Source organism: Pantoea agglomerans NBRC 102470, assembly GCF_001598475.1.
Lineage (GTDB): Bacteria > Pseudomonadota > Gammaproteobacteria > Enterobacterales > Enterobacteriaceae > Pantoea > Pantoea agglomerans.
On record NZ_BCZA01000006.1, the window covers coordinates 432220 to 455708 of the forward strand.

Sequence of the window (23489 nt, forward strand, 5' to 3'; positions counted from 1 at the left end):
TTAAAACGCGAAGCAGCTGCAGCCGAGCGCGCCCCAGAAGGCGTTATCTTCGGCAACCGGAACGCTGGAACCACGGGCGATCTCATGGGAGTGGCGATGAACACCGCAGGGGCCGCTGCAGTGGTGCACAGCGGGCATCATACCCGCACGGCTCTGCGCAACCGGCGGAGCGCTGCGATAGTGACCTGGCACATTCACCACCGGTGACCACTCAGGCAGAACCGGAATAGCGGGCGGCGCATCCGCGCTGAACGATCCGGCGGCATAGACAATATTGCCATCCACCACTGTCAGCACTGACTCAATGCCTTTAATTTCCTCTTCCGGCACGCTGAAGAAATCTTTGCTCAGCACGGCCAGATCCGCCAGAAGACCTACCTGAATCCGACCTTTTTTATTTTGTTCGCTGGAGAACCAGGCGCTGCCCTGTGTCCAGAGCATCAGCGCCGTTTCACGGTCAAGGCGGGCATTGACGTCATACATCTGCATGCCGCCTACGGTGCGACCGGAAACCAGCCAGTAGAGCGCGGTCCAGGGGTTATAACTGGCGACGCGGGTTGCATCGGTGCCGAGTCCGACCGGGACGCCGGTTTCCAGCATTTTCTGAACCGGTGGGGTATGGCGGGTGGCTTCAATGCCGTAGCGTTCAGCAAAGTATTCGCCCTGGAATGCCATGCGATGCTGCACCGCAATGCCACCGCCCAGCTCTTTGATACGATCGATATTGCGCTGAGTGACGGTTTCCGCGTGGTCAAAGAACCAGTGCAGACCATTAAACGGGATATCGCGGTTGACCTTCTCAAAGACATCCAGCATCCGGCTGATCGACTCGTCATAGGTTGCATGCAGACGGAAAGGCCAGCGATGTTCCACCAGATGACGCACCACGCGCTCCAGCTCATCCTCCATGCCAGGCGCTAAGTCCGGACGTGGCTCCAGAAAATCTTCGAAGTCGGCGGCCGAGAACACCAGCATTTCGCCTGCGCCGTTGTGACGGAAATAGTCGCTGCCCTGGCCTGGCGTCAGCATATCCGTCCACTTCTCAAAATCTTCCAGTTCATGCCCCGGACGCTGAGTGAAGAGGTTGTAGGCGATACGCAGCGTCATCTGCTTTTTCTGATGCAGTTCAGCGATCACTTCGTAATCTCCGGGATAGTTCTGGAAGCCACCGCCCGCATCAATGGCGCTGGTCAGACCCAGTCGATTCAGCTCGCGCATAAACTGACGGGTCGAGTTGATCTGCTGTTCCAGCGGCAGTTTCGGTCCTTTGGCCAGGGTGGCGTAGAGGATCATCGCATTGGGACGGGCGATCAGCAGACCGGTGGGATTGCCGTTGCTGTCGCGCTGGATTTCGCCACCCGGCGGGTTCGGTGTCTCTTTGGTGTAGCCGACGACTTTCAGCGCTGCGCGGTTGAGCAGGGCGCGGTCATAAAGATGCAGCACGAAGACCGGCGTGTCGGGGGCCGCCTCGTTGATCTCATCCAGCGTCGGCATCCGGCGCTCGGCAAACTGGAACTCGGTCCAGCCGCCTACCACACGCACCCACTGCGGTGACGGCGTGCGCAGCGCCTGCTCTTTCAGCATTCGTAGCGCATCGGCAACCGACGGCACCCCTTCCCAGCGCAGCTCAAGGTTGTAGTTCAGACCACCACGTATCAGGTGCAGGTGGGAATCGTTCAGGCCCGGTACGGCGGTGTGACCTTTAAGATCGATCACTTTGGTGCCGTCGCAGTGATACTCCATCGCCTCTGCCAGTGTGCCTACCGCAACGAATTTGCCATCACGAATCGCAACGGCTTCTGCCACCGGATTGCTGCGGTCAACAGTATGAAATTTGCCATGGGTCAGTATCAGTTCTGCTTTACCCAGCGTAACCATAGATCCTCCTCAACGGGGTTGTCCGACGTAGTGCGGGACAGGAAGTGCCGCAGATAACAGGGCACGAATAAGCCGGATTATGGTGAGCGGGTTAATGCGTCGTCTAGTTATACAGAGGGATACCTATACCTTCGTATAGTTATACGCAGAGATAATAGTTTGCCTTCGCCCGTCGCCCTACACTGCGACCAGACAGCCAGCAGCAGGACGTTAAACCTGCACTGATCGTCCTTTTGCTCCGCGCCAATTGGCGAAAATTCCGTTACATAACCTCTATGGGTGAACGCATGTCCAACGCTAAGCTTGAAGTCCTCACGCCACATAACAGCCAGATTATTTTCATCGACCAGCAGCCGCAGATGGCCTTTGGCGTGCAGTCGATTGACCGCCAGGTGCTGAAAAACAACACCGTTGCGCTGGCGAAGGCGGCGAAAGTCTTCAATATCCCTGCCATCATTACCACCGTCGAAACCGAAAGCTTCTCGGGCCACACCTATCCTGAACTGCTGGATGTGTTTCCGGGTCAGGACATTCTGGAACGCAGCTCAATGAACTCCTGGGATGACCAGAAAGTGCGTGATGCGCTGGCCGCGAACGGCAAGAAAAAAGTGGTGGTGTCCGGTCTCTGGACGGAAGTGTGTAACAACAGCTTTGCGCTGTGCGCAATGCTGGAAGGGGATTACGAGATCTATATGGTGGCGGATGCGTCAGGCGGCACCACCAAAGAAGCCCACGACTACGCGATGCAGCGCATGATTCAGGCGGGTGTGGTGCCGGTCACCTGGCAGCAGGTCATGCTGGAGTGGCAGCGTGACTGGGCCAACCGTGACACTTACGATGCGGTGATGAACATCGCCAAAGAGCATTCAGGTGCCTATGGCATTGGTGTGGATTATGCCTACACCATGGTACACAAAGCGCCGTCACGTCAGAAAAGTGAACACCGTACCCTGGCACCGGTTCACGCACCGGTCCGCTAAGGGACGTCCTGCTGATCGGCTTTCGTCTGCCGGTCAGCAGGCATAACAGGAGTCCGGTTATGAATCCTTTACTGCTTTCTCTGGCTGCAGGGGTATTGATTGGCCTGCTTTACGGCCTGCTAAAGGTGCGTTCACCGGCTCCGCCCGCGATTGCGCTGGTGGGGCTGCTGGGGATGTTGCTGGGTGGGGCGCTGGTTCATGCAGTTTTGCCCGCAGAGCATGCGACCACCCTGCAGCGATCCGATGCGCCGTTTGTTACACCTGTTTCGCGGGTAAGCTGAACATGTTGAAATCCTACATTATTTCTCTCACGGTGGGGCTGCTTGCCGGGGTAATCTATGCCCTGATCAACGTGAACTCTCCGGCACCGCCGGTTATTGCTTTAGTGGGGCTGTTTGGCATGCTGGTGGGCGAGCAGTTGATTCCGCTGGGTACGCGTCTGTTCCGCCGGCAGCCGGTGACGCTGAAGTGGTTTCGCCATGAGTGTGTGCCAAAAATCAGTGGGACACCGCCACCCGATGGCGATGACCACCCTTAAGTCCTCGCGTGCCGTACGATGAGGCGTTTCAGAGGATAACTGCATGGCGCTGTCACAGCGTATTGTCATTGTGGACGATGAACGCGCGGTCCGCAGTGGACTCAGCAATCTGTTGCATTCAGACGGCTATTCGACCCGACTATTTGAGTCAGGTGAGGCGCTGCTGAGCGATGACGATGCGCTTTCAGAGGTAGGCATGCTGATCATTGATGTCGGACTCAAGGGCATGTCCGGCTTTGAGCTATTCACTATTTTGAAACAGCGGGCAGGTCTGCCACCGGTGATTTTTATCTCGGCAGATCTGGAAGAGACCACCCTGTGGTATGCCATTGCCTTGGGTGCCGTGACTTTTTTGCGAAAGCCGATTGATGTTGATACGCTGCTGACACTGATCCGTTGCGAGTTATCTCAGGGAAAGGTGCGCTGATGAGCATGCTTTCGGTTAATTTTCAGGAGAGTGATGACGCAGGGATCGCGATTGAAGATTTCGACACGCTGACGCCGCTTGCGCAGGATGGCTGCCTGCTCTGGATGCTGGCGCGCCGTCACTCAGGTGAGTCGCTGATAATCGCCACCGGACAGAGTGACGACGTCACGTTTCAGGCGACGCAGCGGCTGAAAAATGAACGAGCGCTGGCTGCTTATCTTTCGCCCCGCTGGGCCATCACCGCGACGGGCACCACCCGTTACCTCAACCGCTATGCGCTGATCTACCCCACGTTTCCGTTTCGCAGCCTGGCGAATAACCTCGCGACCCCTCCCGATGAAATCGCTGACTTCCTGCAGGTTGCATTGCAGCTTTGCTACACGCTCGGTCAGGCGCATCATCAGGGCATCGTGCATGGGGATATCAAGCCGGGCCATTTTTTTATCAGTGACGAGGGCCGGTTCCGGCTGGGCGGGTTTGGTCTCGCCTCGCTGGCAGCGCAATCGGCGGAAAAAAACAGCCTGCGCGTCTCTGGCGGTACGCTGGCCTATATGTCACCTGAACATACCGGCCGCACGCCGCATCCGGTCAGTAGCCTCAGCGATCTCTACAGTCTGGGTGTCGTGCTGTATGAATATCTCACCGGTAAGTTGCCGTTTGGCTCACCGGATGCGGGGGAGGCGGAGTGGATTCATCATCACATCGCCAGTGCACCCCGGCCAGCCGGACAGGTCAGAGAGGATGTGCCGCCGATGCTCTCTGTGATTCTGCTGCGTCTGCTGGCAAAGTCACCTGCTGACGGGTATCAGACCGTGCAGGGGCTGATGGCTGATTTACGCCGCTGTCAGGCGACGCTGACCGCAGAAAACACCATTGCGCCGTTCACGCCCGGTCTGCAGGAGCGGTTCAGCACCAGTTTCCGGCCCGAGACACTCTTCACGCAACATCCGCAGGCTCGCGTGCTGCTGACGACGCTGGATGCGGTCAACCGTACCGGCACGCAGAGCCTGGTGATGCTGAGCGGTTCCCCCGGCTCGGGTAAGTCCGCCATTATCGCTTCCGCACTGAAAACCCTGCAGCACCGACAGATTCTGCTGGCCGCCAGCAAGGCCGATCAACATTCGCCTGCAGCACCTTATGCCGCAGTCGCCTCAGCGTTTCGCACGGTCACGCTTTATCTGCTGGGATTGTCAGCCCTGGAGCTAAGCAAATGGCGGGTTCGCCTGTTGCGCTTGCTGGGTGGCTATACCGATTTAGCCATTGAGCTGGTGCCTGAACTAAAACAGCTGCTGAATATCCGGACGGTGCAGCCGGTGGTGCGCCATGCCCCGGACGCCCGCGAGCAGTTTAATCAGATGGCGTCTGCACTTATCCAGGCCTTTGCCACGCCGGGCCGTCCGCTGGTGATGCTGATTGATGATGTTCACTGGGCAGACAATGCCACGCTGCAACTGCTGGAAAATCTGATTACCCGTAATGAGCATCTGCCTTTTATGCTGGTGCTCGCCTTCCGGGAGGGTGAGTCGATGCCCTGTCCGATGATTGCAGGGTTTCTGCTGCGCCTCAGAGCATCAGCGGCACGTGTCGTGGCGCTGACGCCGCAGCCGCTCAGCGTTAAAAGCATCACCCGCTGGCTGGCGGGAATGCTGCACACCCGTCCCGGCGGCAATCGTGAGCTGGCACAGATTATCTTTGAGAAAACCGGCGGTAATCCGCTCTCGATGCAGGAGTTCTTCCGTCAGGCGGTGGATGATGGGGTGATTGTCTATCGTCAGAACCCGCTGAAGTGGCATTACGACAGCCAGGCGCTGATTGCGCGTCAGTACACCGACAATGTGGCGACGCTGGTATTAAATCAGCTGGCGCGGATGCCGGAGACAACACGTCAGCTGCTGGGTTCGCTGGCCTGCCTGGGGGCCAGCGGCGAGCTGTCTTTATTAAGTCATATCAACGCGACGTCCGTATCGCGGATTCAGCAGCAGCTTGAGCCTGCCGTCAGCGGCCGTTTTATAACCCTGACTGGCGGGAACTACGCCTTTACCCACGACCGCGTGCATAACGCGGCGTTTTTACTGCTCGAACTTCGGCAGCAACACTCTCTTCATCATCAGGCGGCGGCATGGCTGTCGGCCGCGGTGGCGAATGCCGATCACAGTGAGACGCTGTTCCGCGCGGCTTATCACATCGGCATGATTGCTGAACTGCCGCTTAGTGTCGCAGATCGTGAACGCTATTATCCCCTCTGTTTACATGCTGCGCAGGGAGCAAAACGTGCCGGGGATTATCTCTCGGCGCTGCGCTATCTGCGCAGCGCCCAGCAACTCAGCCAGCGGATGGTGACCGGCAATGACTTTATGCTGGGCATCGATGAGGCGGAGTGCGAATTTCTGCACGGTAATCTCACGACCGCCCAAAAGCTTTGTACCCGACTGCTGAGTGAGCCAGGCACGCTCAGTGAAAAATCGATGGCAGCCTGTCTCTCTGCTGAAATTCATATGCGTCAGTCCGACAACCATCTGGCGCTGGAAACTGCGCTCGCCTGGCTGGCTGTCTTTGGTGTGCATCTCAGGCGTGATCCGGACGACGCGGAGATTGACGCCGCCTGGCAGGCGATCAGGGCGCGGATCGGCGATTCCCCGCAAGCGGCTTTTTCCCGACTGCCACGCAACACCGATCAGGAAACTGAGTCGGTGCTGAACCTGATGGCCAGCACCATTTTTGTCTCCGCCTACGACTGCCCGCAGCTGCATCTGTTGCTGGTCTGCCGGATGCTGGAGATGACGCTGGATCACGGCGTGACCGGTGCTTCTGCGTTTGGTCTCGCCTGGTTCAGCGTGCTGATCAGCGAACGCTATCAGGCCTGGCATTTTGGCTATGCCTGCGGTCGGGTGGCCCGTGAGCTGGTGGAGCAGCATGACTTTACCCGCTACAAAGCCCGCACGCTGCTGCCTCTGGATCAGCTGGGGATCTGGACGCAGCCGCTGGATGTGGCCGTAGAGAGTGCCCGTGATAGTTTTCGCGTCGCGGTGATGCACGGTGACCGTTCCTTTGCCTGCCTCTCGTTGCGTCATCAGATCATGAACACGCTGACACGCGGCGATCACCTGGAGTCGGTCATGACCTCCATTGAGCGCGGACTCGCTTTTACCCGCAAAACCTTTTATCCCGATGTTGAGAACGTGCTGGTCATGCAGAAGCAGCTGGTGATGCAACTGCGGAACAGCAACGGGTTCAGGGCAGGCGATCGCGATGGGGCTTTGCCGATGGTGGCGGGCAGCGAGCCGGGCGTGATCTCTGGCCCAAAAGCGATGGTGCTGTTCTGGGCGGGGTTGTATCGGGGAATGGCACATTTCTTTGCGGCAGAATACCGGGAGGCGCTGCGCTGTTTTGCAGAAATTCGTCCGCTGACCAGCGCAGTGCCCGCTTACATCTACCTGATGGATATGCATTTTTACAGCGCACTATCGCTAAGCCTGCAGCCCGGTGCGGCTGACAGCAACACGCTGCGCTGCGATCTGGACAAATTTGCGGGCTGGGCCGACCTCAATCCCGGACTCTTTGCTGATAAATATGCCCTGCTCAGGGCAGAATGTGCCCGTCTTGCGGGCAACACGGGTGAGGCGCTGAAGCAGTATGAAAATGCGATCTGTCTCTCCCGCCAGGGGGGATATCTGCACATTCATGCGCTGGCGAATCAGCTGGCTGGCCGCTACTGCAAAGCATTACAGCTAGATACCGCCGCCGATGCCTACGTTAAAGCGTCGATGAGAAGCTGGGAGAGCTGGGGCGCGCTGGCGATGGTACGCCAGCTTGAGCAGCACTATCCGCATCTGACCACGCCGATGCAAAACAGTGCGGTGGCGACCATTCCCTTTACGCAGGATGCCTCGTTCTACGACCTTGAGAGTGTGCTGACCGCCGTGCGCGCCCTGACGGAGGAGATCAACCTTGATCGGTTGATTCATACCCTGATGCGCATCCTGCTGGAGCGGGCCGGTGCCCAGCGCTGTCGGCTTATCCGGATTCTGGATGGTACGCTTCCGGAAACGCAGGCCTGGGCAGAAAGCACGGCTGATGGCGTGCGGGTGCAGATTGTCAAAGAGCGCCCCGTCGCAACTGACCTGCCGCTATCGGTACTGGCCGCGGTGATCCGTACCGGTCAGGAGATACGTACTGGCAAGCCGGAAGAGTTCAGTCCGTTCAGTCAGGATCCTTACCTGGTGGCCTCGGGCGCTGCGGTGTTATGTGTTCCGATGTTCAGGCAGGCCAATATGGTTGGGGTGCTCTATCTGGAGAATCGCCTGATGCCCGATGCGTTCACGGCTGAGCACTCCCACATCGTGAAAACGTTGAGCGCTCAGGCGGCGGTTTCGCTGGAGACGGCGCGGCTCTACGCTGAGCTGCTGGAGGAGAACAACCATCGGCGACGGGTTGAGAAGCAGTTACGCGCCAGCAAAACCTCGCTGATGCTCGGCGAGAAGATCAGTCATACCGGCACCTGGCGCTGGGAAGTGGCAGAGGACATGATGATGGTGTCTGAAGAGTATGGCCGTATTCTGGGCCTGCCAGCCCATCAAAAAGGGTTGTCGATGGCAGATTTTCTGACCCGCGTTCATCCCGATGATTATGAATGCATCAGCGAACTGGTGACGCACAGCGTCAGTCAGGGACGTAGTATGCAGGCTGAGTTCCGTGTGCTCAGGCCGGATGGTGAATGCCGTTACATCAAAGGTATCGGAGAGCCGGTAGAAAACTTCCCCGAGGTGAAAGAGTACTTCGGCACCATTTCCGATATCACCTCGCAGCGCCAGGCAGAAGATGCCGCGCGCATGGCACAGGCGGATCTGGCCCGTGTAACCCGCGCCACCACAGTCGGGCAGTTGACTGCTTCAATCGCGCACGAAATTAACCAGCCACTGATGTCGATCGTGGCCAATGCCGGTGCCAGCCTGCGCTGGTTAAAGCGTGAACCGGTGATGCTGGAGAATGCCAGCAGTAGTCTGGATGAAATTATCAAAGAGGGAAAACGTGCCGGAGAGATAATTCGTGGCCTGCAAGCGCTGACCCGCAATCATGAATCGAGCTTTGCCTCGGAAAACCTCCATCTGATCGCCCGCGATATCCTGGCGCTCTCCAGAGTGGAGCTGGAGCGACGCGGAATTTCGCTGGAGCTGAAACTGAGGGCCGGAAAGGCGGATATCTATTGCGACCGCGTTCAGATTCAGCAGGTGCTGCTGAATCTGGTAATCAATGGCATCGATGCCATGTCCGACGATTTACCGCGCGCGGCGCTTTTGCGGCTGACGTCAGAGAACCCGACGCCGGACACGCTGCGTTTTGAGGTGCTGGACAGCGGTTGCGGCTTACCTGATGGCGTGCGTGAACGGATTTTTGAGTCGTTCTACACCACGAAGAAAAGTGGCATGGGCATGGGATTAACCATCAGCAAAGGGATTATCAAAAAGCATTGTGGTGAGTTAGGCGCAGAGAACAGGGCGGAAGGCGGCAGCCGTTTCTGGTTCACTCTGCCACTGGGATAATCCTATTGAGGCCAGGTGTCTGCCTGGCCTTAGCGGCGTCGGGTATGATCAATATTGAGCCGCTCTGCCGCCCGCACCAGATCGGTGAGCGACCGTGCCTTCATCTTCTCCATCACCCGCCGCTTGTGGACTTTTGCCGTGATCTCACTGACGCCCATTTCGGCGGCAATCTGCTTATTCAGCAGGCCGCTAATCGCCAGCAGCATGACCTCGCTTTCACGCGGTGTCAGGGTCTGATGTCGCTCCAGTATCTCCCTTCGCTCCTCGGAAGAGGCCATATTCTGCCCGGCGATCTGTAAGGCTTCTGCAACCGCCTGCAAAATACGATCGGGATCGACAGGTTTAGTCAGAAACTCATAAGCACCGGTTTTCATCGCCCGCACTGTGACCGGAATAGTCCCGAAGCCGGTTAAGAAGATAGTGGGAATGGCGTAGCCACGATCGATCAATGCCTGTGCGACATCAAATCCATCTGCACCAGGCAGATTAATATCCAGAATCAGGCAACAGGGAAGGGGAGTAAAAGCGTGAGCCAGGAAATCATCAGCCGAAGAAAAAGAGATAACCGTGTAATCGTCGGCAGTGAGCAGATTACGCAGTGCAGCAGTCACAGCAGCGTCGTCGTCAACGATATAAACGATGGGATTCATAGGGACCTCATTTCAGCCAGGTATTTACTGATAATTTAATTAAGCATGACGCGTAAAGAGGCCCTGATGAGAAAGTGTCGGGCAGGGTTAACAGGATATTACCATAACAGTTATCATTATCATCTTATAATTATCAGCTTGTTAAAATTAAGATAAATGGCTGATAGATATGACTAAAATTCGAGCGTCAACTCTGGGGTGGAGCGCCACTGTTCTGGGCGTAAATGCTGATAACTGTCATTTGATCGACATAGCTATGCCATAAATTGTTCGCTCACTCACGGGCAGGAGAATAGTCCCGTTTAATAGCTAAAATAATCCATAAACCCGTTATCCAGATTAAATCGTTTCAGCCTGATATGTACTGGAATAAGTTAGTGGCGGTACGTAATTAATTCACAAGTAGTCTGTTAACTCGCGGCGGTCCTGATAATTAATTTGCCTGAGGGCAAAACGACGGATTGATAAGCGTACCGATCTTTACCCTGCGTCTTATAGCGAAATAAGCTAGTTGATTATATAGTTACAACATACATTATGTTTGATTATTAACCCTAAACTTCACCATTGTGCGGCAAATGCTTATCAACGCGAAGCCTCTGTGCCAGTTTCTCACTATCAGCCGGGTAAAAGCTGACCCGTTTTTATCCGGTAAAAAGTCATTACATTTAAAAAAGCCTTGTCTGTCAGCAAGTAACCTTGATAAGCGTAGCGGTATTCATGGCGTGGCTGCTAATCCTCACTAAGCTTGTGAAGCAACCCTTTAAATAGAGGGAGATTTTACATTCGGTAGCTCGTCGCAATGTCGTCATGAGGCTTATATGAGTCAAAATTACTGCACCATTATCTACAATGGTGAACGGTTAAAAGGGTTAGCTGATCAACCTCTAATCGATTTTCTGGATGCTCAAGGGAAAAAACTACCTCATGTCTGTTACCACCCGGCGTTGCCGCCACTGCAAAGTTGTGATGTCTGCTGGGTAGATGCCAACGGCGAGCGGGTTCGCGGCTGCACGCTCCGCACTGAAGAGGGGCTGGAGGTGCAGAGTGAAGGCAGTGCGCTTAAGGCCGCGCAGCAGGAGGGAATGGATCGGCTGCTCAACCGTCATGAGCTTTACTGTACCGTCTGTGAACACAATACCGGTGACTGCACGCTGCATAATGCCGTGGCTGATATGCACATTCCGATTCAGTACTATCCTCATGAGCCCAAGCCCTACGCAAAAGATCATTCCAATCCGTTTTACACCTACGATCCTGACCAGTGCATCTTATGCGGTCGCTGTGTCGAGGCGTGTCAGAATGTCGAGGTCAATGAGACGCTGTCGATTGACTACACCCAGGCGCATCCTCGCGTGCTCTGGGATGGCGGAACGGAAATCGCCGGTTCCAGCTGCGTCAGTTGCGGACATTGCGTCACAGTTTGCCCGTGCAATGCGCTGCTCGAAAAAACCATGCAGCCCGATGCGGGTCCGTTCACTGCGATGGATGAAGGGCTGAAGCGTCCGCTGATCGACTTTGTTAAAACGCTTGAAAACAGCATCGGCATGGAGCCGATTACCGGCGTTTCGAAAATCGATGTGGCGCTGCGCCAGTCTGAGATCAAACGCACCAAAACCGTCTGCACCTATTGCGGTGTAGGCTGCAGCTTTGAGATCTGGACCCGCGACCGCCATATCCTGAAAGTTCAGCCGGTCGCCGAAGCCCCAGCCAACGGCATCTCGACCTGCGTTAAAGGTAAGTTCGGCTGGGACTTCGTCAACAGCCCGGAGCGCCTGACTACGCCGTTGATCCGCGAGAATGGTCGTTTCCGGCCCGCCAGCTGGGATGAAGCTTTGCAGCGGGTAGCCGAAGGTTTACAGGGTATCGCTCAGAATTATGGAGGCGATGCGATTGGCTTTATCGGCTCCAGCAAGGCCAGCAATGAAGAAGCCTATCTGACCCAAAAAATCGCCCGTTTAATTTTTGGCACCAACAACGTTGATAACTCCTCGCGCTATTGTCAGAACCCGGCCACAGAAGGGCTGTTCCGCACGGTGGGCTACGGCGGAGATGCCGGGACGATTGAGGATCTGCAACAGACCGATTTGATCGTGCTGGTCGGCAGCAACCTGGCCGAGAACCATCCGGTCATTGCTTCTCACATCAAACAGAGCCACAAACATCGCGGTCAGAAACTGCTGGTCGTTGATCCGCGCCGTCATGAAATGGCGGAACGTGCTGACTGCTATCTGCGTATCCGACCGGGTACTGACCTGGTCTGGGCCTCGGCGATGGCAAAATATATGTTCGATCACGGTTATGCGGATGAGGCTTTTCTGGCCCAGCGGGTCAACCAGGTTGATGAGTACCGCGCCTCACTCGCTCCCTTTACGCTGGCCTTTGCCAGTGAGACATGTGGACTGAGTGAATCAGAACTGATTGAAGCAGCGGAAATGATCGGCCAGGCGGGCAGCGCCTGTGTGTTGTGGGCGATGGGAATTACCCAGCACAGCCACGGGGCAGACACCAGTACGGCGCTGTCGAACCTGCTGCTGGTCACCGGCAACTATGGCCGACCTGGCACCGGCGGTTATCCGATGCGCGGACACAACAACGTACAGGGCGCCAGCGACTTTGGCTGCCTCAGTAATCTCTATCCAGGCTATGAAAAAGTCACTGACCCAGCGGTGCGCGAAAAATGGGCGCGCGCCTGGGGCGTCTCACCTGAAGCGCTTTCCGATCAGCCTGGTGCTGATAATTTCAAAATGGTGCAGCAGGCCGGTGAAGGCAAAATTCGCGCGATGTATATCACCGGTGAAGAGACGGCGTTTGCGGATGCCGATGCCACTTCGGTGCATGCCGCCTTCAGCAAGCTGGAATTTATGGTGGTACAGGACATTTTCATGTCACGCACTGCCGAATTTGCCGATGTGGTGCTGCCCGGTGCGCCCAGCGTGGAGAAGGAGGGCACCTTTGTGAACACCGAGCGGCGGATCCAGCACTTTTCACCCGCCATGAAGCCGCTGGGTGATTGTCGGCCCGACTGGGAGATCTTTACCGATCTCGCCGCCCGTCTCGGTCATCCGTGGCATTACCCGAACCCAGGCGCGATTATGGCGGAAGCGGCAGGCATCGCAGAGATTTTCGCGGGTGTCAGCTATGAGCAACTGGTCGGCTGGCAGTCCCAGCTCTGGCCCGTCAGCGCTGCAGGCGAAAGCACGCCGCGACTCTACACGGAACGGTTTAATTTCCCGGATGGCAAAGCTCGACTCTATCCGCTGAGCTGGCAGCCGCCCGCGGAGCAGGAGGATTCACAGTATAATCTGCTGCTGAATAATGGCCGGATGCTGGAGCATTTCCAGTCGATGAATCAGACCGGGCAGGGTGGCCGCATGATGTCGCTGTCGCCAAATGCCTTTGTTGAGATCTCACGGGAGCTGGCCGCCGAGCGCGCGCTGAACGAAGGAGAGTGGGTACGCATTACCTCGCGGCGCGGATCGCTGGATGTGCCTGTTGTGATCACTGAGCGTGTGGCAGGCAACGTGCTGTTTATGCCAATTCATCATGGCAAAGATGGCGTCAACGCCCTGACCGGCGAACATCACGATCCCGACGTCAACACACCGGCTTATAAAGAGATTGCCGTAAATATGAAGCGCGTTGATCGCCGGTCGCAGCCTAATCCGGTGCCACTACACAACTTCCGTCACGGCAGTCGTACGCCGCTGGATCACCTGCCGATAGAGCAAAAATGGCAGCAGGCTGGCTATCGGGAACCGCCTGAACATGTCGAAAAACCGGAGAAATTCTAATGGCAGAACGGATGAAATATCAGGTCCCGCCAACACCTACCGAGCCGACCGCCCGGGAGGCGATGGATGAGCTAATCGAAAATCTTCACCAGCACGGTTTTCTGCGGCTGGCGAACGACCTGGTTAAATCAAATAGCGAGGTGGGGAAAATCCTGGTTTCGGGCCTTAATCAGCCGGGTACGCAGAACGCGCTGCAGAATCTCTCGCTACTGATGATGACGCTGGGCAGCGTGCCGCCAGAACGGTTTAATCATCTGCTGTTGGCCGTTCGCGATGCCGCGATGGCCGTTAAACCAGCGCGCGATGAGGCCCGTCAGGATAAAGCCGCGCCGGGCATCCGCGGCATTATCCGGTTACTCAATGATGAGGATCTGTGGCGCGGACTGCGCCCCATCTTCGCGGCGCTTGAAGTCTTCTCACAACAGATCGACCGTGAAGAGCAGAAGCCGATTACCCGCTTCAGTGGCAAGCCCACACGGGAGTAGTTCAGCCTGCGATCGTTCAGGATTGCGTGGGGGTGTAGATCAGATGACCGGCTACACCGCCCGCGCCGCCATCTTTTGGATGATTGATACCATCGGAGACCGGGACATCGGTGAAATCAAACGGCGAAACCCCCTCAAGGCAGGCGACATTCACCCCGAACTGATCGGGCTGTGAGCGGCTCTGATGAAAGGTGTAAATGCCGCAAACGGAACAGAAGTAGTGGCCCACCTCTTTGCTGTTGAAACGATACTCTGTGAGCTGCGCTTCACCGCGGGTCAGCTCCACTTTTGTCGCAAATACCACCACCGCGCCGCGCATCCGGCAAAACGAGCAGTTGCAGCGGCGCACCGTATTAAATCCATCCTTCAGCGTCACCCGGTACGCCACCGCGCCACAGTGGCATTGTGCTGTCATTTCATTTTGCATCGTGATCTCCTGTGTAGTGAAACCAGCCAGCTTTCAGCCTACGCCAAAGCCTGGGATTTGGCAGCATCGGGTGCGGATTTGTCGACCATTAGCACAGCCAGGGCAGGGTGCGTTCATCGGGTTCGTCTGCGACACGATTTATTTAATCACCCCGTATCAGACAGTAATAAGCGTCATCTCTTCCGCTTCAAACGCCTCAAGCAGTTCTTTATCGAGCTTCTCTTCCACGACGAGCGTTGAAATTTCATGGCATTTCGCCACGCTGAATCGCGCTACGGCAGGGATTTTATCCGCTGTCAGCCCGACAATGACCTGATTGCTTTGCGCCATGGCAACTTTCTTGAATTCGCAATCCGCATAGTTAAAACCGGTCAGACCGGCCTCCGGACTCATGGCACAGCCGCCAATAAACGCCTGATCAAACAGAATCCCCTGGATCTGGTTGATCGCGGTTTGCCCGACCGCGCCGCCGGTGCTCTTCTGTATCTGCCCGCCCAGCATAATCACCTCCGCAGCAGGATGGTTGATCAGTAGCACAGCAATATCGGGTGCATTGGTGACGACGGTGATATTCAAATCTGGTGATAGCGCCTGTGCCAGCGCCAGATTGGTTGTACCGGCATCAATAAAGATGCAGCTATTGGCTTTCACCAGGCTGGCACAGCGCTGCGCGATCAGGGCTTTTGCTGCGTGATCGTGAGCTTTCCGGCTGACAAAGCTGCCCGCCTCCTGAAGCTGTAACACCGCACCGCCATAGACCTTTTTACATAAACCCTCTTTACTGAGTTCATGGAGATCGCGGCGGATAGTGTGCTCTGATACAGCCAATTGCCGTGCCAGGTCAGCGCAGACCACCCGTCCTTTGTCCTGCAATATCTCACGAATCAGCGCTTGTCGCTGCTGCGGGAAAGCTGCATAATCGAGCATATAAACCTCAAAATATTCACAATCGAGCTATAGTGAGCATAATCGTTCACTGCCGGGCAGGGAGTCAATAGCGATCTCTCGGTCCTGTCAGCTCTCCCCGACATCCCACAAAGGAATGCAATGGCTAATAACGTCTCTTCCACGCTGGCAACACGCATCATCTTTTTTATAGCCGGATTTATAACCGCGACCTGGGCGGTGATTGTGCCTTTCGCCCGCGGCAATACCGGCGTTAATGAGGCGCAACTCGGCACCTTGCTGCTTTGTCTTGGCGTCGGCGCGCTGATTGCGATGCCGGTGACGGGCTGGCTGACCAGCCGCTTTGGCTGCCGCCGGGTGATTCTGGTCGCTGTCGCGCTGGTCATCATCAGTACGCCATGGCTGTCGGTGCTCAGCGACCCGCTGTTGCTGGCGCTGGCGTTGCTGGTTTTTGGCGTCGGCATCGGTGTGACCGACTGCGCCATGAACATCCAGGCGATTCTGGTGGAGAAGCAGGCGGAAAAGCCAGTCATGTCAGGCTTTCACGGCATGTACAGCGTGGGCGGCATTGCCGGGGCGGGCTTTATGACGCTGCTGCTGGCGATGGGTTTTAGCGTGCTGACCGGCTGTTTGCTGGCGGTCGCGGCGGTGATTATCATGACGCTGGTCAGCGCACCGGGCTTACTGACCTACGCGAACCCCGCTGAAGGCCCGGTATTTGCTGTTCCGCGCGGCAGCGTACTGATTATCGGCATCATCTGCTTTGCCGTCTTCCTGACCGAAGGCACCGTGCTGGACTGGAGTGCTGTCTATCTGACCGACGTCCGGGCCATTCCGGCATCACTGGGCGGACTGGGCTATACCTGCTTTGCCATTGCGATGACCGTGGCGCGTCTGACCGGGGATCGGATTATCTCATCGCTGGGACGTTTACCGGTTGTGCTGGGCGGCGCACTGATTGCCGCCGCTGGCATGGCGATGGTGACCTTTATCGCCTCCTGGCCGATGGCGTTGCTGGGCTACACCCTGGTCGGCGCAGGCTGCGCCAATATCGTGCCGGTAATGTTCTCCGCCGCCGGACGTCAGACGGTGATGCCGCAGGCGGTCGCCGTGCCTGCCATTACTACTCTGGGCTATCTGGGGGTCCTGAGCGGGCCAGCCGTGATTGGCTACGTGGCGCATTACACACATCTCGCTTTCTCGTTTTCACTGATTATGGCGCTGATGCTGGTTGTCGGTGCGGTCTCTCTGACCCTGGATCTGGGCCGTAGCCGCGCGGGGGAGAATGCATAAAATTACCCAATCCGCGCTCCTGACAGAATTTCATTGAACGGGGCGCGGAGTCATCTTCAGGAGGAACGGAAGCGGCGTGCCATTACTCTCCCAGCCTGACCCAGCGGCGGCCTGCCAGCACCGTCAGCGCCACGATGGTGATGCCCGCAGCCAGATGCATAGAAAAATCGATGGCGTGCAGATGGGTATCGTGGCACAACGACAGCAGCATCGATGAGGTAAACGCACTGCCGCAGCCGCTCAGCGCCAGACTGCGCGCCGGATAGAGGGATCGGGTGCGCTGCAGGGCGAACACGGACATCAGCATCATCGGGACACTGGCCGACAGCATAAACAGATAGCAGTGCATCCCTTCACCCAACCGGTTCGCGCCCGATGGCGGTGCTGAAGATGACATATTGATCAGATTCAGAACCAGCCACATCATCGCCATCAGCAGCGGCCAGCGCAGGCTGATCGGTTTTCTGCCTGCAATACTCAGCGTAAAGGCTGCCGCCAGCGTGCTGCCCGCGATGATGAGTGACAGCAGCAGGGCAACCAGCGCGAAAAACGCGCCAGGCTGCGACCAGTCAGTGAAACGGCTGTGAAATGCCCAGCTGGTCAGCGCGCCACAGGGCAGGGCAAGGGCAATCCAGCCCGCAACGCGCCAGGCGGTGGGCCAGACGCGCTGCACCGGCTGGGCAGACGCGCTGAGCTGATTAATTAACTGGTCATGATTTCTCATGATGACCCCGTCCATATTTACGAAGGTTGACCATTGCGCGATGCAACAGAGATTTAACCGCAGAGAGCGACTGATTGGTTTCAGCTGCTGCCTGCGCCAGGCTCTGCTCGCGCAGATGCACGGATTCGACGATCTCCCGCTGGCGCTGCGGAAGGTTATCCAGATACCCGGAGAGGATATCTGTATCGGCTGAGGACTCTGCACTTGCAGCGGGTTGCCGTTGCAGCTCTTCCTCATCCTGTACTTCCTGGCGACGGCCGCGATGGCGCAGCGCATCTATGGCCCGGGCAGAGGCGATGGCAGCAACCCAGGGGAGTATCGGACGCTGCGGATCGTAAGTATGCCGCACCCGATGAATCGCCAGCAGCGTCTCCTGAATGACATCCTCAACCAGTCCCTCATCACGGATTTTTTTGCATACCAGTGCCCGGATGGCCGGAACCATCGCTTTCAGTAACTGGTTATAGGCAGCTCTGTCACCCGCCTGCGCCCGGGCCATTAATGCTGGCCACTGCTGTGCGCGTTGATCAGTTTCTGGCATCGATCATCAGCAGTTCAGCACGCTGTCGCCGCGCCCTGGCCACGCGCCAGGCAATCGTTTCATCAGTAATCTCAGGATTTATTTCCTTTTTCTGTTGCCTGATTCAGCGCTGAAATCACAATGCCAGGCGTCAGCACCTGGGGCAGCACCTCAGGTTTACCGCCGTCAGCCGGATAGACCACGTAGAGCGGTAATCCACCGCGTCCGAAATCGCTCAGCGCCTGTTCAACATCGGGATTGTATTTGGTGGAATCCGCGACCATATAAATGGTGTTGGTTCGCGCCATCGCCGCTTTTACCGCCTGCGTCGAAAGCGAAGTACGATCGTTAACCTGGCAGGTAATACACCATGATGCGGTAAAGTTCACCAGTATTGGTTTGCCCTGACCTTTGATGGCATCAACGTTCTGGGGCGACCAGGCCACAGCGGCGGCAGCCTGTGAGGCGGTTGCCGTTTCAGCCGGAGCTTCGGCAAACCTGTTCAGGTTCAGTAACGGCACTACGACCAGCGCCAGGAAGAATGCGGTCGCCACATGCAGCACCCAATGACGCTGTCCCATCATACGGCGTTTCTGCGCCATGCCATACAGCCAGGCGGCGAAACTAAACAGTAAACAGCAGGCCAGAATGGCAGCCAGCGCCGCCGATCCCGCCTGACGTTCAAGTACCCAGATCAGCCAGCCCACCGCGCCCAGCATGGGAAACGCCAGCCCCTGCTTTAAGGTGATCATCCAGGCACCCGGTTTTGGCAAAATTCGCGCCAGCACCGGGAAGAATGAGATGAGGGTGAAGGGCGCAGCAAAGCCCAGCGCCAGTGAAATAAAGATCACCAAGCTGATCAGTGGAGGCTGGGTAAGCGCATAGCCTACTGCGCTGGCCATAAAGGGCGCGCTGCAGGGAGTCGCGACAATGATGGCCAGCGCACCAGTCAGAGCTGAACCGACTAAACCACCGCGATCGCCTCCCACTTCGCCAACCCGCTGTACCGATAATCCTACTTCAAACAGACCGAGCAGGTTCAGTGCCGACCCAAGCATCACCAGAATCAGCGCGGCGATGACCAGCGGCGATTGCAGCTGGAATCCCCAGCCCACCGATGCACCGCCCGCCCTGGCCAGCAACAGAACCGCGGTCAGAGCGACCATCGTCACGACTACGCCCAGCAGAAAGGCCAGCCCTTCGGCTCTGGCGTGGGAAGGTGATTCGTGATGGCGGATCAGGCTCAGTGCTTTCAGCGAGATCACCGGAAACACGCAGGGCATGAGGTTCAGAATAATGCCGCCCAGGAAGGCGGCTGCAATCGCAGTCAGCATGATGTACCTGCTCTGAAGATGAAGTTATGCCGGATTGGCCTGACGGTATTTTTTAACGGCATCCATCGCTTTCTGGATGTGCGTATCAGGATTTTTATCGGTGAAGCTCAGCAGGATTTTGCCATCGGGCGCAATCACGTATGAGGTACGGTCTGAAAGCTTCTGACCTTTCATCTCCATGGTGCTCTTATACTCTGCCGCCACTTTGGCACCGGGATCGGCTGCGACGGTGAATTTGTCACGGCATTCAAGCTGCGAGAATTTCGCAATCTGATCGGTATTGCCCGCCGTCACGCCAATGACGGTCGCACCCTGCTTTTTAAATTCATCAGTCGCTTCAGCAAAATCGTGTGCTTCCAGCGTACAGCCTGCACTGAAAGCAGCAGGGAAGAAGTAGAGGACAACCGGGCCTTTCTGTAGCGCCTGTTGCAATGAGAAGGTGGTCGATTTACCGGCCAGTGCGGCTTCCAGTTTAAAGTCCGGTGCTTTTTCACCGACCTGTAGCGCTGCAAAAGCAGATGTTGCCGGAACACTCAGTGCCAGCAGCGTAGCGACGGCCAGGGTTTTCAGGGTGTTTTTCATTGGCTTTACTCTCTCCATTGACGAACAGACGGAGTTGTCTGACGTCCCTGATAAGAGGTTCGTTTAGAAATGGGAAAAGTTGCGCAGTTGAGGAATTTTTTTTATGTTTTTTTTATGGTGCTTCACCAGCCATCCTTTATCAGATCCTTCATTTTGAGCTGAATCGAATAAAGCTAATGTCAGCAAATTTCACCCGATTCGATGTAGTTATTCCTCTCTGGCCGTAATCACTGTGATTTGGCCCACAATAATAGGTCTGAGTCACTGCCTTTTCCCAACAGGTGAGCATCATCACGTTTATCTTCAGTCCCATTAAGTAAATTTCCCTTACGGAATGAAAAAACGATTCAGCTAATGGGGTGAAGGATGAAGATTAAACTGGCGTTAACGGTACTGGCAGTGCTGGTTTCAGGCTCTGCAGCGGCAAAAACCTGGGTGCTGACGAGTGCTGAACAGGGCACTGAGCAAGGAAACTGGAAGATTTCGAGTAGTGAGCTGAAGTCTCAGAGCAAACCGTTCAGCATCGAGCAGAAAGTCCTGCATGGCGGCAAGCAGGAAGGCAGTAAAATTCTGACGATCCACAGTGAGGATGGCCTGACGATTACGCTAAGCCCGACACGTGGCATGAACTTACTGCGTGTTGAAGGCTTTGGCACCCGCATGGGCTGGGATTCACCGGTTAAAGAGGTCGTCAATCCTGCCTACATCAATCTTGAGAGCCGCAACGGTCTGGGCTGGCTGGATGGTTTCAACGAGATGATGGTGCGTTGCGGCTACGAATGGACCGGCCATCCGGTCACCGATGAAGGCCGAATCTATACGCTGCACGGTAAAGCAGGGAATACGCCGGTTTCTCAGCTGGAAGTTGAAGTGGCAGATGCGGCACCACACGAAATTCGTATTCGCGGACTGATTAAAGAGAGCACCTTTAAGAAAGCTGATTTGCAGACCATGACCGAGCTGCGTTACGTGCCAGGCAGCAACAGTTTCAGCCTGCATGATGTGTTAACCAACCATGCCGACTATCCGCACGATTACCAGATCATCTATCACAGCAACTTCGGCAAACCGATTCTGGAAGAGGGCGCACGCTTCCTGGCGCCGATGTCCGGCATCAGCCCGTTCAATGACTACGCGAAAGCCGGGTTAAAAGAGTGGCAGACCTATAAAGGTCCGACCAAAGACTTCGATGAGATGGTGTTCAACATCAAGCCGCTTTCAGACAGCAATCATCAGACCGTCGCTGCGGTAATAAATAAAGCGGGCAACAGCGGCGCATCCATTCAGTTCGATACGCGTCAGCTCCCAATGCTGACCTTATGGAAAAATACCGACACCCTGAAACAGGGCTACGTGACCGGCATCGAACCTGGTACCAGTTACGCCTATCCGGTCACCATTGAACGTGAACAAAAACGCGTGAAGCAGCTGCAACCGGGTGCCAGTACGGCATTTGATCTGACTTACACCTTGCTGCACAGCAGCGAGCAGGTTAATGACGTTGAGAAACGCATTAAGGACATTCAGGGTGAAACGAAGATTGATGTGAGCGAGACGCCGATAGCGAAAGAGTAACGACCCATCATAACCCCAGCTAAATTGTTGGGGTTTTTAGTTTATAGGTCAGCCAGTTATGTTGTGCCACAACTGATAACGGCAGTAATCGACATTAGGCATTGTTAATTGTACCGTCAAGAGATGACAATACCGATGCGGGAGAATAGCGCAGTCCTGCGATGGATAATGGCAATGCGATAACATCGTAGTGTTGGACATCACGGGTAAATATTCGGCATAGCTGTGGGAGGGTTTTAAGCCGAAAGTTGATGGAAAAGAGTAACTCTGAAATACTAACAGTTAATAACTGATAGTAACTCAGCGGGAGAGGAATCATGCCAACCAGCGTAGCACTTAGTCCTTATTTCGAAGCGTTCATTCGCGAACAGATTGAAAGCGGGCGATATAACAACACCAGTGAAGTGATCCGTGCGGGCCTCAGGGCACTGGAAGAACGGGAGCAGCAGATGAAACTTGATGCTCTGCAAACAGCTGTCAGCGCAGGTATAAACAGCGGCGAAAGCAAAAACGCGGAAGAGGTATTTGGTCGCCTGTCGCAAAAATATCGGCGGCAGGCCGAAGGTGGTAAAGCGTAATGAAACTGGGTATTTCGCCTCTGGCAGAACAGGATATGGAGGCCATCGGTGATTATATCGCGCAGGATAACCCGGTGCGCGCGGTGAGCTTTACGGAAGAACTATACCAGCAATGCTTGCTGATAGCCGAGTCGCCGGTTATCTACAAAGAAAGACCGGAACTGGGACAGAGCGTCAGAAGTTGTACTTACGGGTGCTGGGCGATGTCCAGGATCAGCATATCAGTGAGCTTAAGGGCAATTCCAAGGCGGTTATGTCTGCCCCGGCGCTGATTAACAAAATCCAGATCGCGCTCATCAAGATGAAAATACCTCGCCAGCTGAACCTCATTTGGCTCGGCGGCATAACAACCCATCATCATTTGTACCAAAATGGATAGACTCGGGCGCAATACCGCTGACATGATCCATATCGTTGACGCCTGCCATAAAAAAGGGATCGCCATCCGGTTTCTGGAGAATGGCCTCAGTACGGAAGGAACGATGAGGAAAATGGTCATTCAGATTCTGGCCGCCGTGGCAGAGGCCGAGCGGGAACGTATTCTGGAACGAACACGACGGTTTACAACTGAAAATATTGAAAATGGCTACTGGCATCAACGGAAAGAGTAAACAAAACCCTCGTTTTCTTTACTCGCCTGATCTGCTCAAAAAACACACTTAGCGTACAGTTTCATACCGTTGGGCACCAAATTCCTTTACCATATCCTCTTATCCCATATAATAACTAATGGGATTTAAATTAAGAGGAGTTTTTATATGGCTATACCCGTTTATCTTTGGCTCTATGATGATGCCGGAAATCTGATAAAAGGTTCTGTTGATGTTTCTGGTCGTGAGCATAGCATTGAAACTGTTGCTTTGCGTCATATGATAGAACTACCAACTGATAATAACACTGGGAAAATTACTGGAACAAGAGTTCATGAGCCAATTAGTTTTGATAAAGAAATAGACTCTTCTTCAACTTATTTATATAAAGCATTAACTACTGGTAAAAATCTAAAGTTAGCAGAGTTTAAATATTACCGCATTAATAATTCTGGTCAAGAAGAACACTATTTCTCTATTATTTTAGAAAAGGTTAAAGTCGAATCCATTACATCTCTAATGTATGATATTAAAGATAATTACGGTGAAAACAAAAATTATCTTGAATGCGTTGATTTAGGGTATGAAAAAATCACATGGCATTACACCGATGGTAATATTATTCACTCTGATAGCTGGAAAGAAAGAGCAGCGTAAATAAAAGGAGT

Annotated in this window: 19 protein-coding genes and 3 pseudogenes; 13 read left to right on the forward strand and 9 right to left on the reverse strand. The window is 55.3% G+C overall.

Annotated features, from left to right (window positions below):
* Window positions 1-1878, reverse strand: coding sequence for an amidohydrolase (locus PAG01S_RS14585; RefSeq protein ID WP_062759250.1), 1878 nt, complete (start codon window positions 1876-1878; stop codon window positions 1-3).
* A gap of 287 nt (window positions 1879-2165) precedes the next feature.
* On the opposite strand from PAG01S_RS14585, the gene PAG01S_RS14590 reads away from it, so the two are divergent.
* From PAG01S_RS14590 to PAG01S_RS14610, 5 genes are read left to right on the forward strand one after another with little or no spacing between them, the layout of a single operon-like run.
* Window positions 2166-2858, forward strand: a complete 693-nt coding sequence (locus tag PAG01S_RS14590; RefSeq protein WP_010247179.1) for a hydrolase — start codon at window positions 2166-2168, stop codon at window positions 2856-2858.
* Between the two features lie 59 nt (window positions 2859-2917).
* Entirely contained in the window at window positions 2918-3139 is a 222-nt protein-coding gene (locus PAG01S_RS14595) for a XapX domain-containing protein (RefSeq protein ID WP_010247175.1), read from the forward strand.
* A 2-nt stretch (window positions 3140-3141) separates the two neighbouring features.
* Complete coding sequence (locus tag PAG01S_RS14600) at window positions 3142-3396, forward strand: XapX domain-containing protein (RefSeq protein ID WP_010247172.1); 255 nt, start codon at window positions 3142-3144, stop codon at window positions 3394-3396.
* Between the two features lie 43 nt (window positions 3397-3439).
* Window positions 3440-3823 carry a response regulator transcription factor gene (locus PAG01S_RS14605; RefSeq protein WP_010670332.1) on the forward strand — a complete coding sequence of 128 codons (384 nt, stop codon included), beginning with the start codon at window positions 3440-3442 and terminating at the stop codon, window positions 3821-3823.
* Window positions 3823-9363, forward strand: coding sequence for an AAA family ATPase (locus PAG01S_RS14610; RefSeq protein ID WP_062759252.1), 5541 nt, complete (start codon window positions 3823-3825; stop codon window positions 9361-9363). The genes PAG01S_RS14605 and PAG01S_RS14610 overlap by 1 nt, the downstream gene beginning before the upstream one ends.
* Before the next feature lie 29 nt (window positions 9364-9392).
* Here PAG01S_RS14610 and PAG01S_RS14615 read toward each other — a convergent pair whose 3' ends face one another.
* Window positions 9393-10013, reverse strand: a complete 621-nt coding sequence (locus PAG01S_RS14615; protein WP_033760375.1) for a response regulator transcription factor — start codon at window positions 10011-10013, stop codon at window positions 9393-9395.
* A gap of 821 nt (window positions 10014-10834) precedes the next feature.
* On the opposite strand from PAG01S_RS14615, the gene fdhF reads away from it, so the two are divergent.
* Window positions 10835-13807: a formate dehydrogenase subunit alpha gene (gene fdhF / locus PAG01S_RS14620; protein WP_062759253.1), complete on the forward strand. Its 2973-nt coding sequence runs from the start codon at window positions 10835-10837 to the stop codon at window positions 13805-13807.
* Window positions 13807-14292 carry a helical membrane plugin domain-containing protein gene (locus PAG01S_RS14625; RefSeq protein ID WP_022624305.1) on the forward strand — a complete coding sequence of 162 codons (486 nt, stop codon included), beginning with the start codon at window positions 13807-13809 and terminating at the stop codon, window positions 14290-14292. Before fdhF ends, PAG01S_RS14625 begins: the two co-directional genes overlap by 1 nt.
* 16 nt (window positions 14293-14308) lie before the next feature.
* On the opposite strand, the gene PAG01S_RS14630 is transcribed toward PAG01S_RS14625, so the two are convergent.
* Together PAG01S_RS14630 and PAG01S_RS14635 are read right to left on the reverse strand one after the other, a co-directional pair.
* A complete protein-coding gene (locus PAG01S_RS14630) occupies window positions 14309-14719 on the reverse strand; it encodes a GFA family protein (RefSeq protein ID WP_033769017.1) in 411 nt (136 codons plus the stop codon).
* A 156-nt stretch (window positions 14720-14875) separates the two neighbouring features.
* Window positions 14876-15646, reverse strand: a complete 771-nt coding sequence (locus PAG01S_RS14635) for a DeoR/GlpR family DNA-binding transcription regulator (protein ID WP_062759255.1) — start codon at window positions 15644-15646, stop codon at window positions 14876-14878.
* 120 nt (window positions 15647-15766) lie between these two features.
* Here PAG01S_RS14635 and PAG01S_RS14640 point away from each other — a divergent pair, with 120 nt between their 5' ends.
* A complete protein-coding gene (locus PAG01S_RS14640; RefSeq protein WP_022624308.1) occupies window positions 15767-16918 on the forward strand; it encodes an MFS transporter in 1152 nt (383 codons plus the stop codon).
* Window positions 16919-17000: 82 nt separating this feature from the next.
* Here PAG01S_RS14640 and PAG01S_RS14645 read toward each other — a convergent pair whose 3' ends face one another.
* The 4 genes from PAG01S_RS14645 to PAG01S_RS14660 form a co-directional block, all read right to left on the reverse strand.
* On the reverse strand, window positions 17001-17642 hold the full coding sequence (locus PAG01S_RS14645) for an NrsF family protein (RefSeq protein ID WP_010247152.1): 642 nt from the start codon (window positions 17640-17642) through the stop codon (window positions 17001-17003).
* On the reverse strand, window positions 17629-18183 hold the full coding sequence (locus tag PAG01S_RS14650; protein ID WP_022624309.1) for a sigma-70 family RNA polymerase sigma factor: 555 nt from the start codon (window positions 18181-18183) through the stop codon (window positions 17629-17631). Before PAG01S_RS14650 ends, PAG01S_RS14645 begins: the two co-directional genes overlap by 14 nt.
* Before the next feature lie 71 nt (window positions 18184-18254).
* A complete protein-coding gene (locus PAG01S_RS14655; RefSeq protein WP_010247150.1) occupies window positions 18255-19496 on the reverse strand; it encodes a protein-disulfide reductase DsbD family protein in 1242 nt (413 codons plus the stop codon).
* A gap of 24 nt (window positions 19497-19520) precedes the next feature.
* Entirely contained in the window at window positions 19521-20078 is a 558-nt protein-coding gene (locus tag PAG01S_RS14660; protein ID WP_010670341.1) for a peroxiredoxin, read from the reverse strand.
* A 366-nt stretch (window positions 20079-20444) separates the two neighbouring features.
* On the opposite strand from PAG01S_RS14660, the gene PAG01S_RS14665 reads away from it, so the two are divergent.
* The 3 genes and pseudogenes from PAG01S_RS14665 to PAG01S_RS21810 form a co-directional block, all read left to right on the forward strand.
* Window positions 20445-21653, forward strand: coding sequence for an aldose 1-epimerase family protein (locus PAG01S_RS14665; RefSeq protein WP_062759257.1), 1209 nt, complete (start codon window positions 20445-20447; stop codon window positions 21651-21653).
* A 317-nt stretch (window positions 21654-21970) separates the two neighbouring features.
* The gene (locus PAG01S_RS14670) at window positions 21971-22231 is read left to right on the forward strand and encodes a type II toxin-antitoxin system ParD family antitoxin (protein ID WP_010670343.1); all 261 of its coding nucleotides are present in this window, start codon (window positions 21971-21973) and stop codon (window positions 22229-22231) included.
* Window positions 22231-22425 (forward strand): annotated as a pseudogene (locus PAG01S_RS21810) (type II toxin-antitoxin system RelE/ParE family toxin); the annotation flags it as partial. The gene PAG01S_RS14670 and the pseudogene PAG01S_RS21810, both read left to right, overlap by 1 nt.
* Window positions 22426-22454: 29 nt before the next feature.
* Here the strand turns inward: PAG01S_RS21810 and PAG01S_RS21815 are convergent.
* A pseudogene (locus tag PAG01S_RS21815) lies at window positions 22455-22592 on the reverse strand (DUF4158 domain-containing protein); the annotation flags it as partial.
* Here PAG01S_RS21815 and PAG01S_RS14680 point away from each other — a divergent pair.
* A pseudogene (locus tag PAG01S_RS14680) lies at window positions 22585-22792 on the forward strand (recombinase family protein); the annotation flags it as partial. The pseudogenes PAG01S_RS21815 and PAG01S_RS14680 sit on opposite strands and share 8 nt — an antisense overlap.
* Window positions 22793-22989: 197 nt before the next feature.
* Window positions 22990-23478 (forward strand): type VI secretion system tube protein TssD, encoded by a 489-nt coding sequence (gene tssD / locus PAG01S_RS14685; protein ID WP_062759261.1) that lies wholly within the window; start codon window positions 22990-22992, stop codon window positions 23476-23478.
* The last annotated feature ends 11 nt before the right edge of the window (window positions 23479-23489 follow it).

What these genes read in the sequence shown, in the direction of transcription:
- PAG01S_RS14650 (WP_022624309.1), bottom strand. Translation starts at nt 18,183, where the DNA reads ATGCCAGAAACTGATCAACGCGCACAGCAGTGGCCAGCATTAATGGCC.
- PAG01S_RS14670 (WP_010670343.1), top strand. Translation starts at nt 21,971, where the DNA reads ATGCCAACCAGCGTAGCACTTAGTCCTTATTTCGAAGCGTTCATTCGC.
- PAG01S_RS14655 (WP_010247150.1), bottom strand. Translation starts at nt 19,496, where the DNA reads ATGCTGACTGCGATTGCAGCCGCCTTCCTGGGCGGCATTATTCTGAAC.
- PAG01S_RS14630 (WP_033769017.1), bottom strand. Translation starts at nt 14,719, where the DNA reads ATGCAAAATGAAATGACAGCACAATGCCACTGTGGCGCGGTGGCGTAC.
- PAG01S_RS14660 (WP_010670341.1), bottom strand. Translation starts at nt 20,078, where the DNA reads ATGAAAAACACCCTGAAAACCCTGGCCGTCGCTACGCTGCTGGCACTG.
- PAG01S_RS14585 (WP_062759250.1), bottom strand. Translation starts at nt 1,878, where the DNA reads ATGGTTACGCTGGGTAAAGCAGAACTGATACTGACCCATGGCAAATTT.
- PAG01S_RS14635 (WP_062759255.1), bottom strand. Translation starts at nt 15,646, where the DNA reads ATGCTCGATTATGCAGCTTTCCCGCAGCAGCGACAAGCGCTGATTCGT.
- PAG01S_RS14590 (WP_010247179.1), top strand. Translation starts at nt 2,166, where the DNA reads ATGTCCAACGCTAAGCTTGAAGTCCTCACGCCACATAACAGCCAGATT.
- PAG01S_RS14615 (WP_033760375.1), bottom strand. Translation starts at nt 10,013, where the DNA reads ATGAATCCCATCGTTTATATCGTTGACGACGACGCTGCTGTGACTGCT.
- PAG01S_RS14600 (WP_010247172.1), top strand. Translation starts at nt 3,142, where the DNA reads ATGTTGAAATCCTACATTATTTCTCTCACGGTGGGGCTGCTTGCCGGG.
- PAG01S_RS14610 (WP_062759252.1), top strand. Translation starts at nt 3,823, where the DNA reads ATGAGCATGCTTTCGGTTAATTTTCAGGAGAGTGATGACGCAGGGATC.
- PAG01S_RS14640 (WP_022624308.1), top strand. Translation starts at nt 15,767, where the DNA reads ATGGCTAATAACGTCTCTTCCACGCTGGCAACACGCATCATCTTTTTT.
- PAG01S_RS14595 (WP_010247175.1), top strand. Translation starts at nt 2,918, where the DNA reads ATGAATCCTTTACTGCTTTCTCTGGCTGCAGGGGTATTGATTGGCCTG.
- PAG01S_RS14605 (WP_010670332.1), top strand. Translation starts at nt 3,440, where the DNA reads ATGGCGCTGTCACAGCGTATTGTCATTGTGGACGATGAACGCGCGGTC.
- fdhF (WP_062759253.1), top strand. Translation starts at nt 10,835, where the DNA reads ATGAGTCAAAATTACTGCACCATTATCTACAATGGTGAACGGTTAAAA.
- PAG01S_RS14625 (WP_022624305.1), top strand. Translation starts at nt 13,807, where the DNA reads ATGGCAGAACGGATGAAATATCAGGTCCCGCCAACACCTACCGAGCCG.
- tssD (WP_062759261.1), top strand. Translation starts at nt 22,990, where the DNA reads ATGGCTATACCCGTTTATCTTTGGCTCTATGATGATGCCGGAAATCTG.
- PAG01S_RS14645 (WP_010247152.1), bottom strand. Translation starts at nt 17,642, where the DNA reads ATGAGAAATCATGACCAGTTAATTAATCAGCTCAGCGCGTCTGCCCAG.
- PAG01S_RS14665 (WP_062759257.1), top strand. Translation starts at nt 20,445, where the DNA reads ATGAAGATTAAACTGGCGTTAACGGTACTGGCAGTGCTGGTTTCAGGC.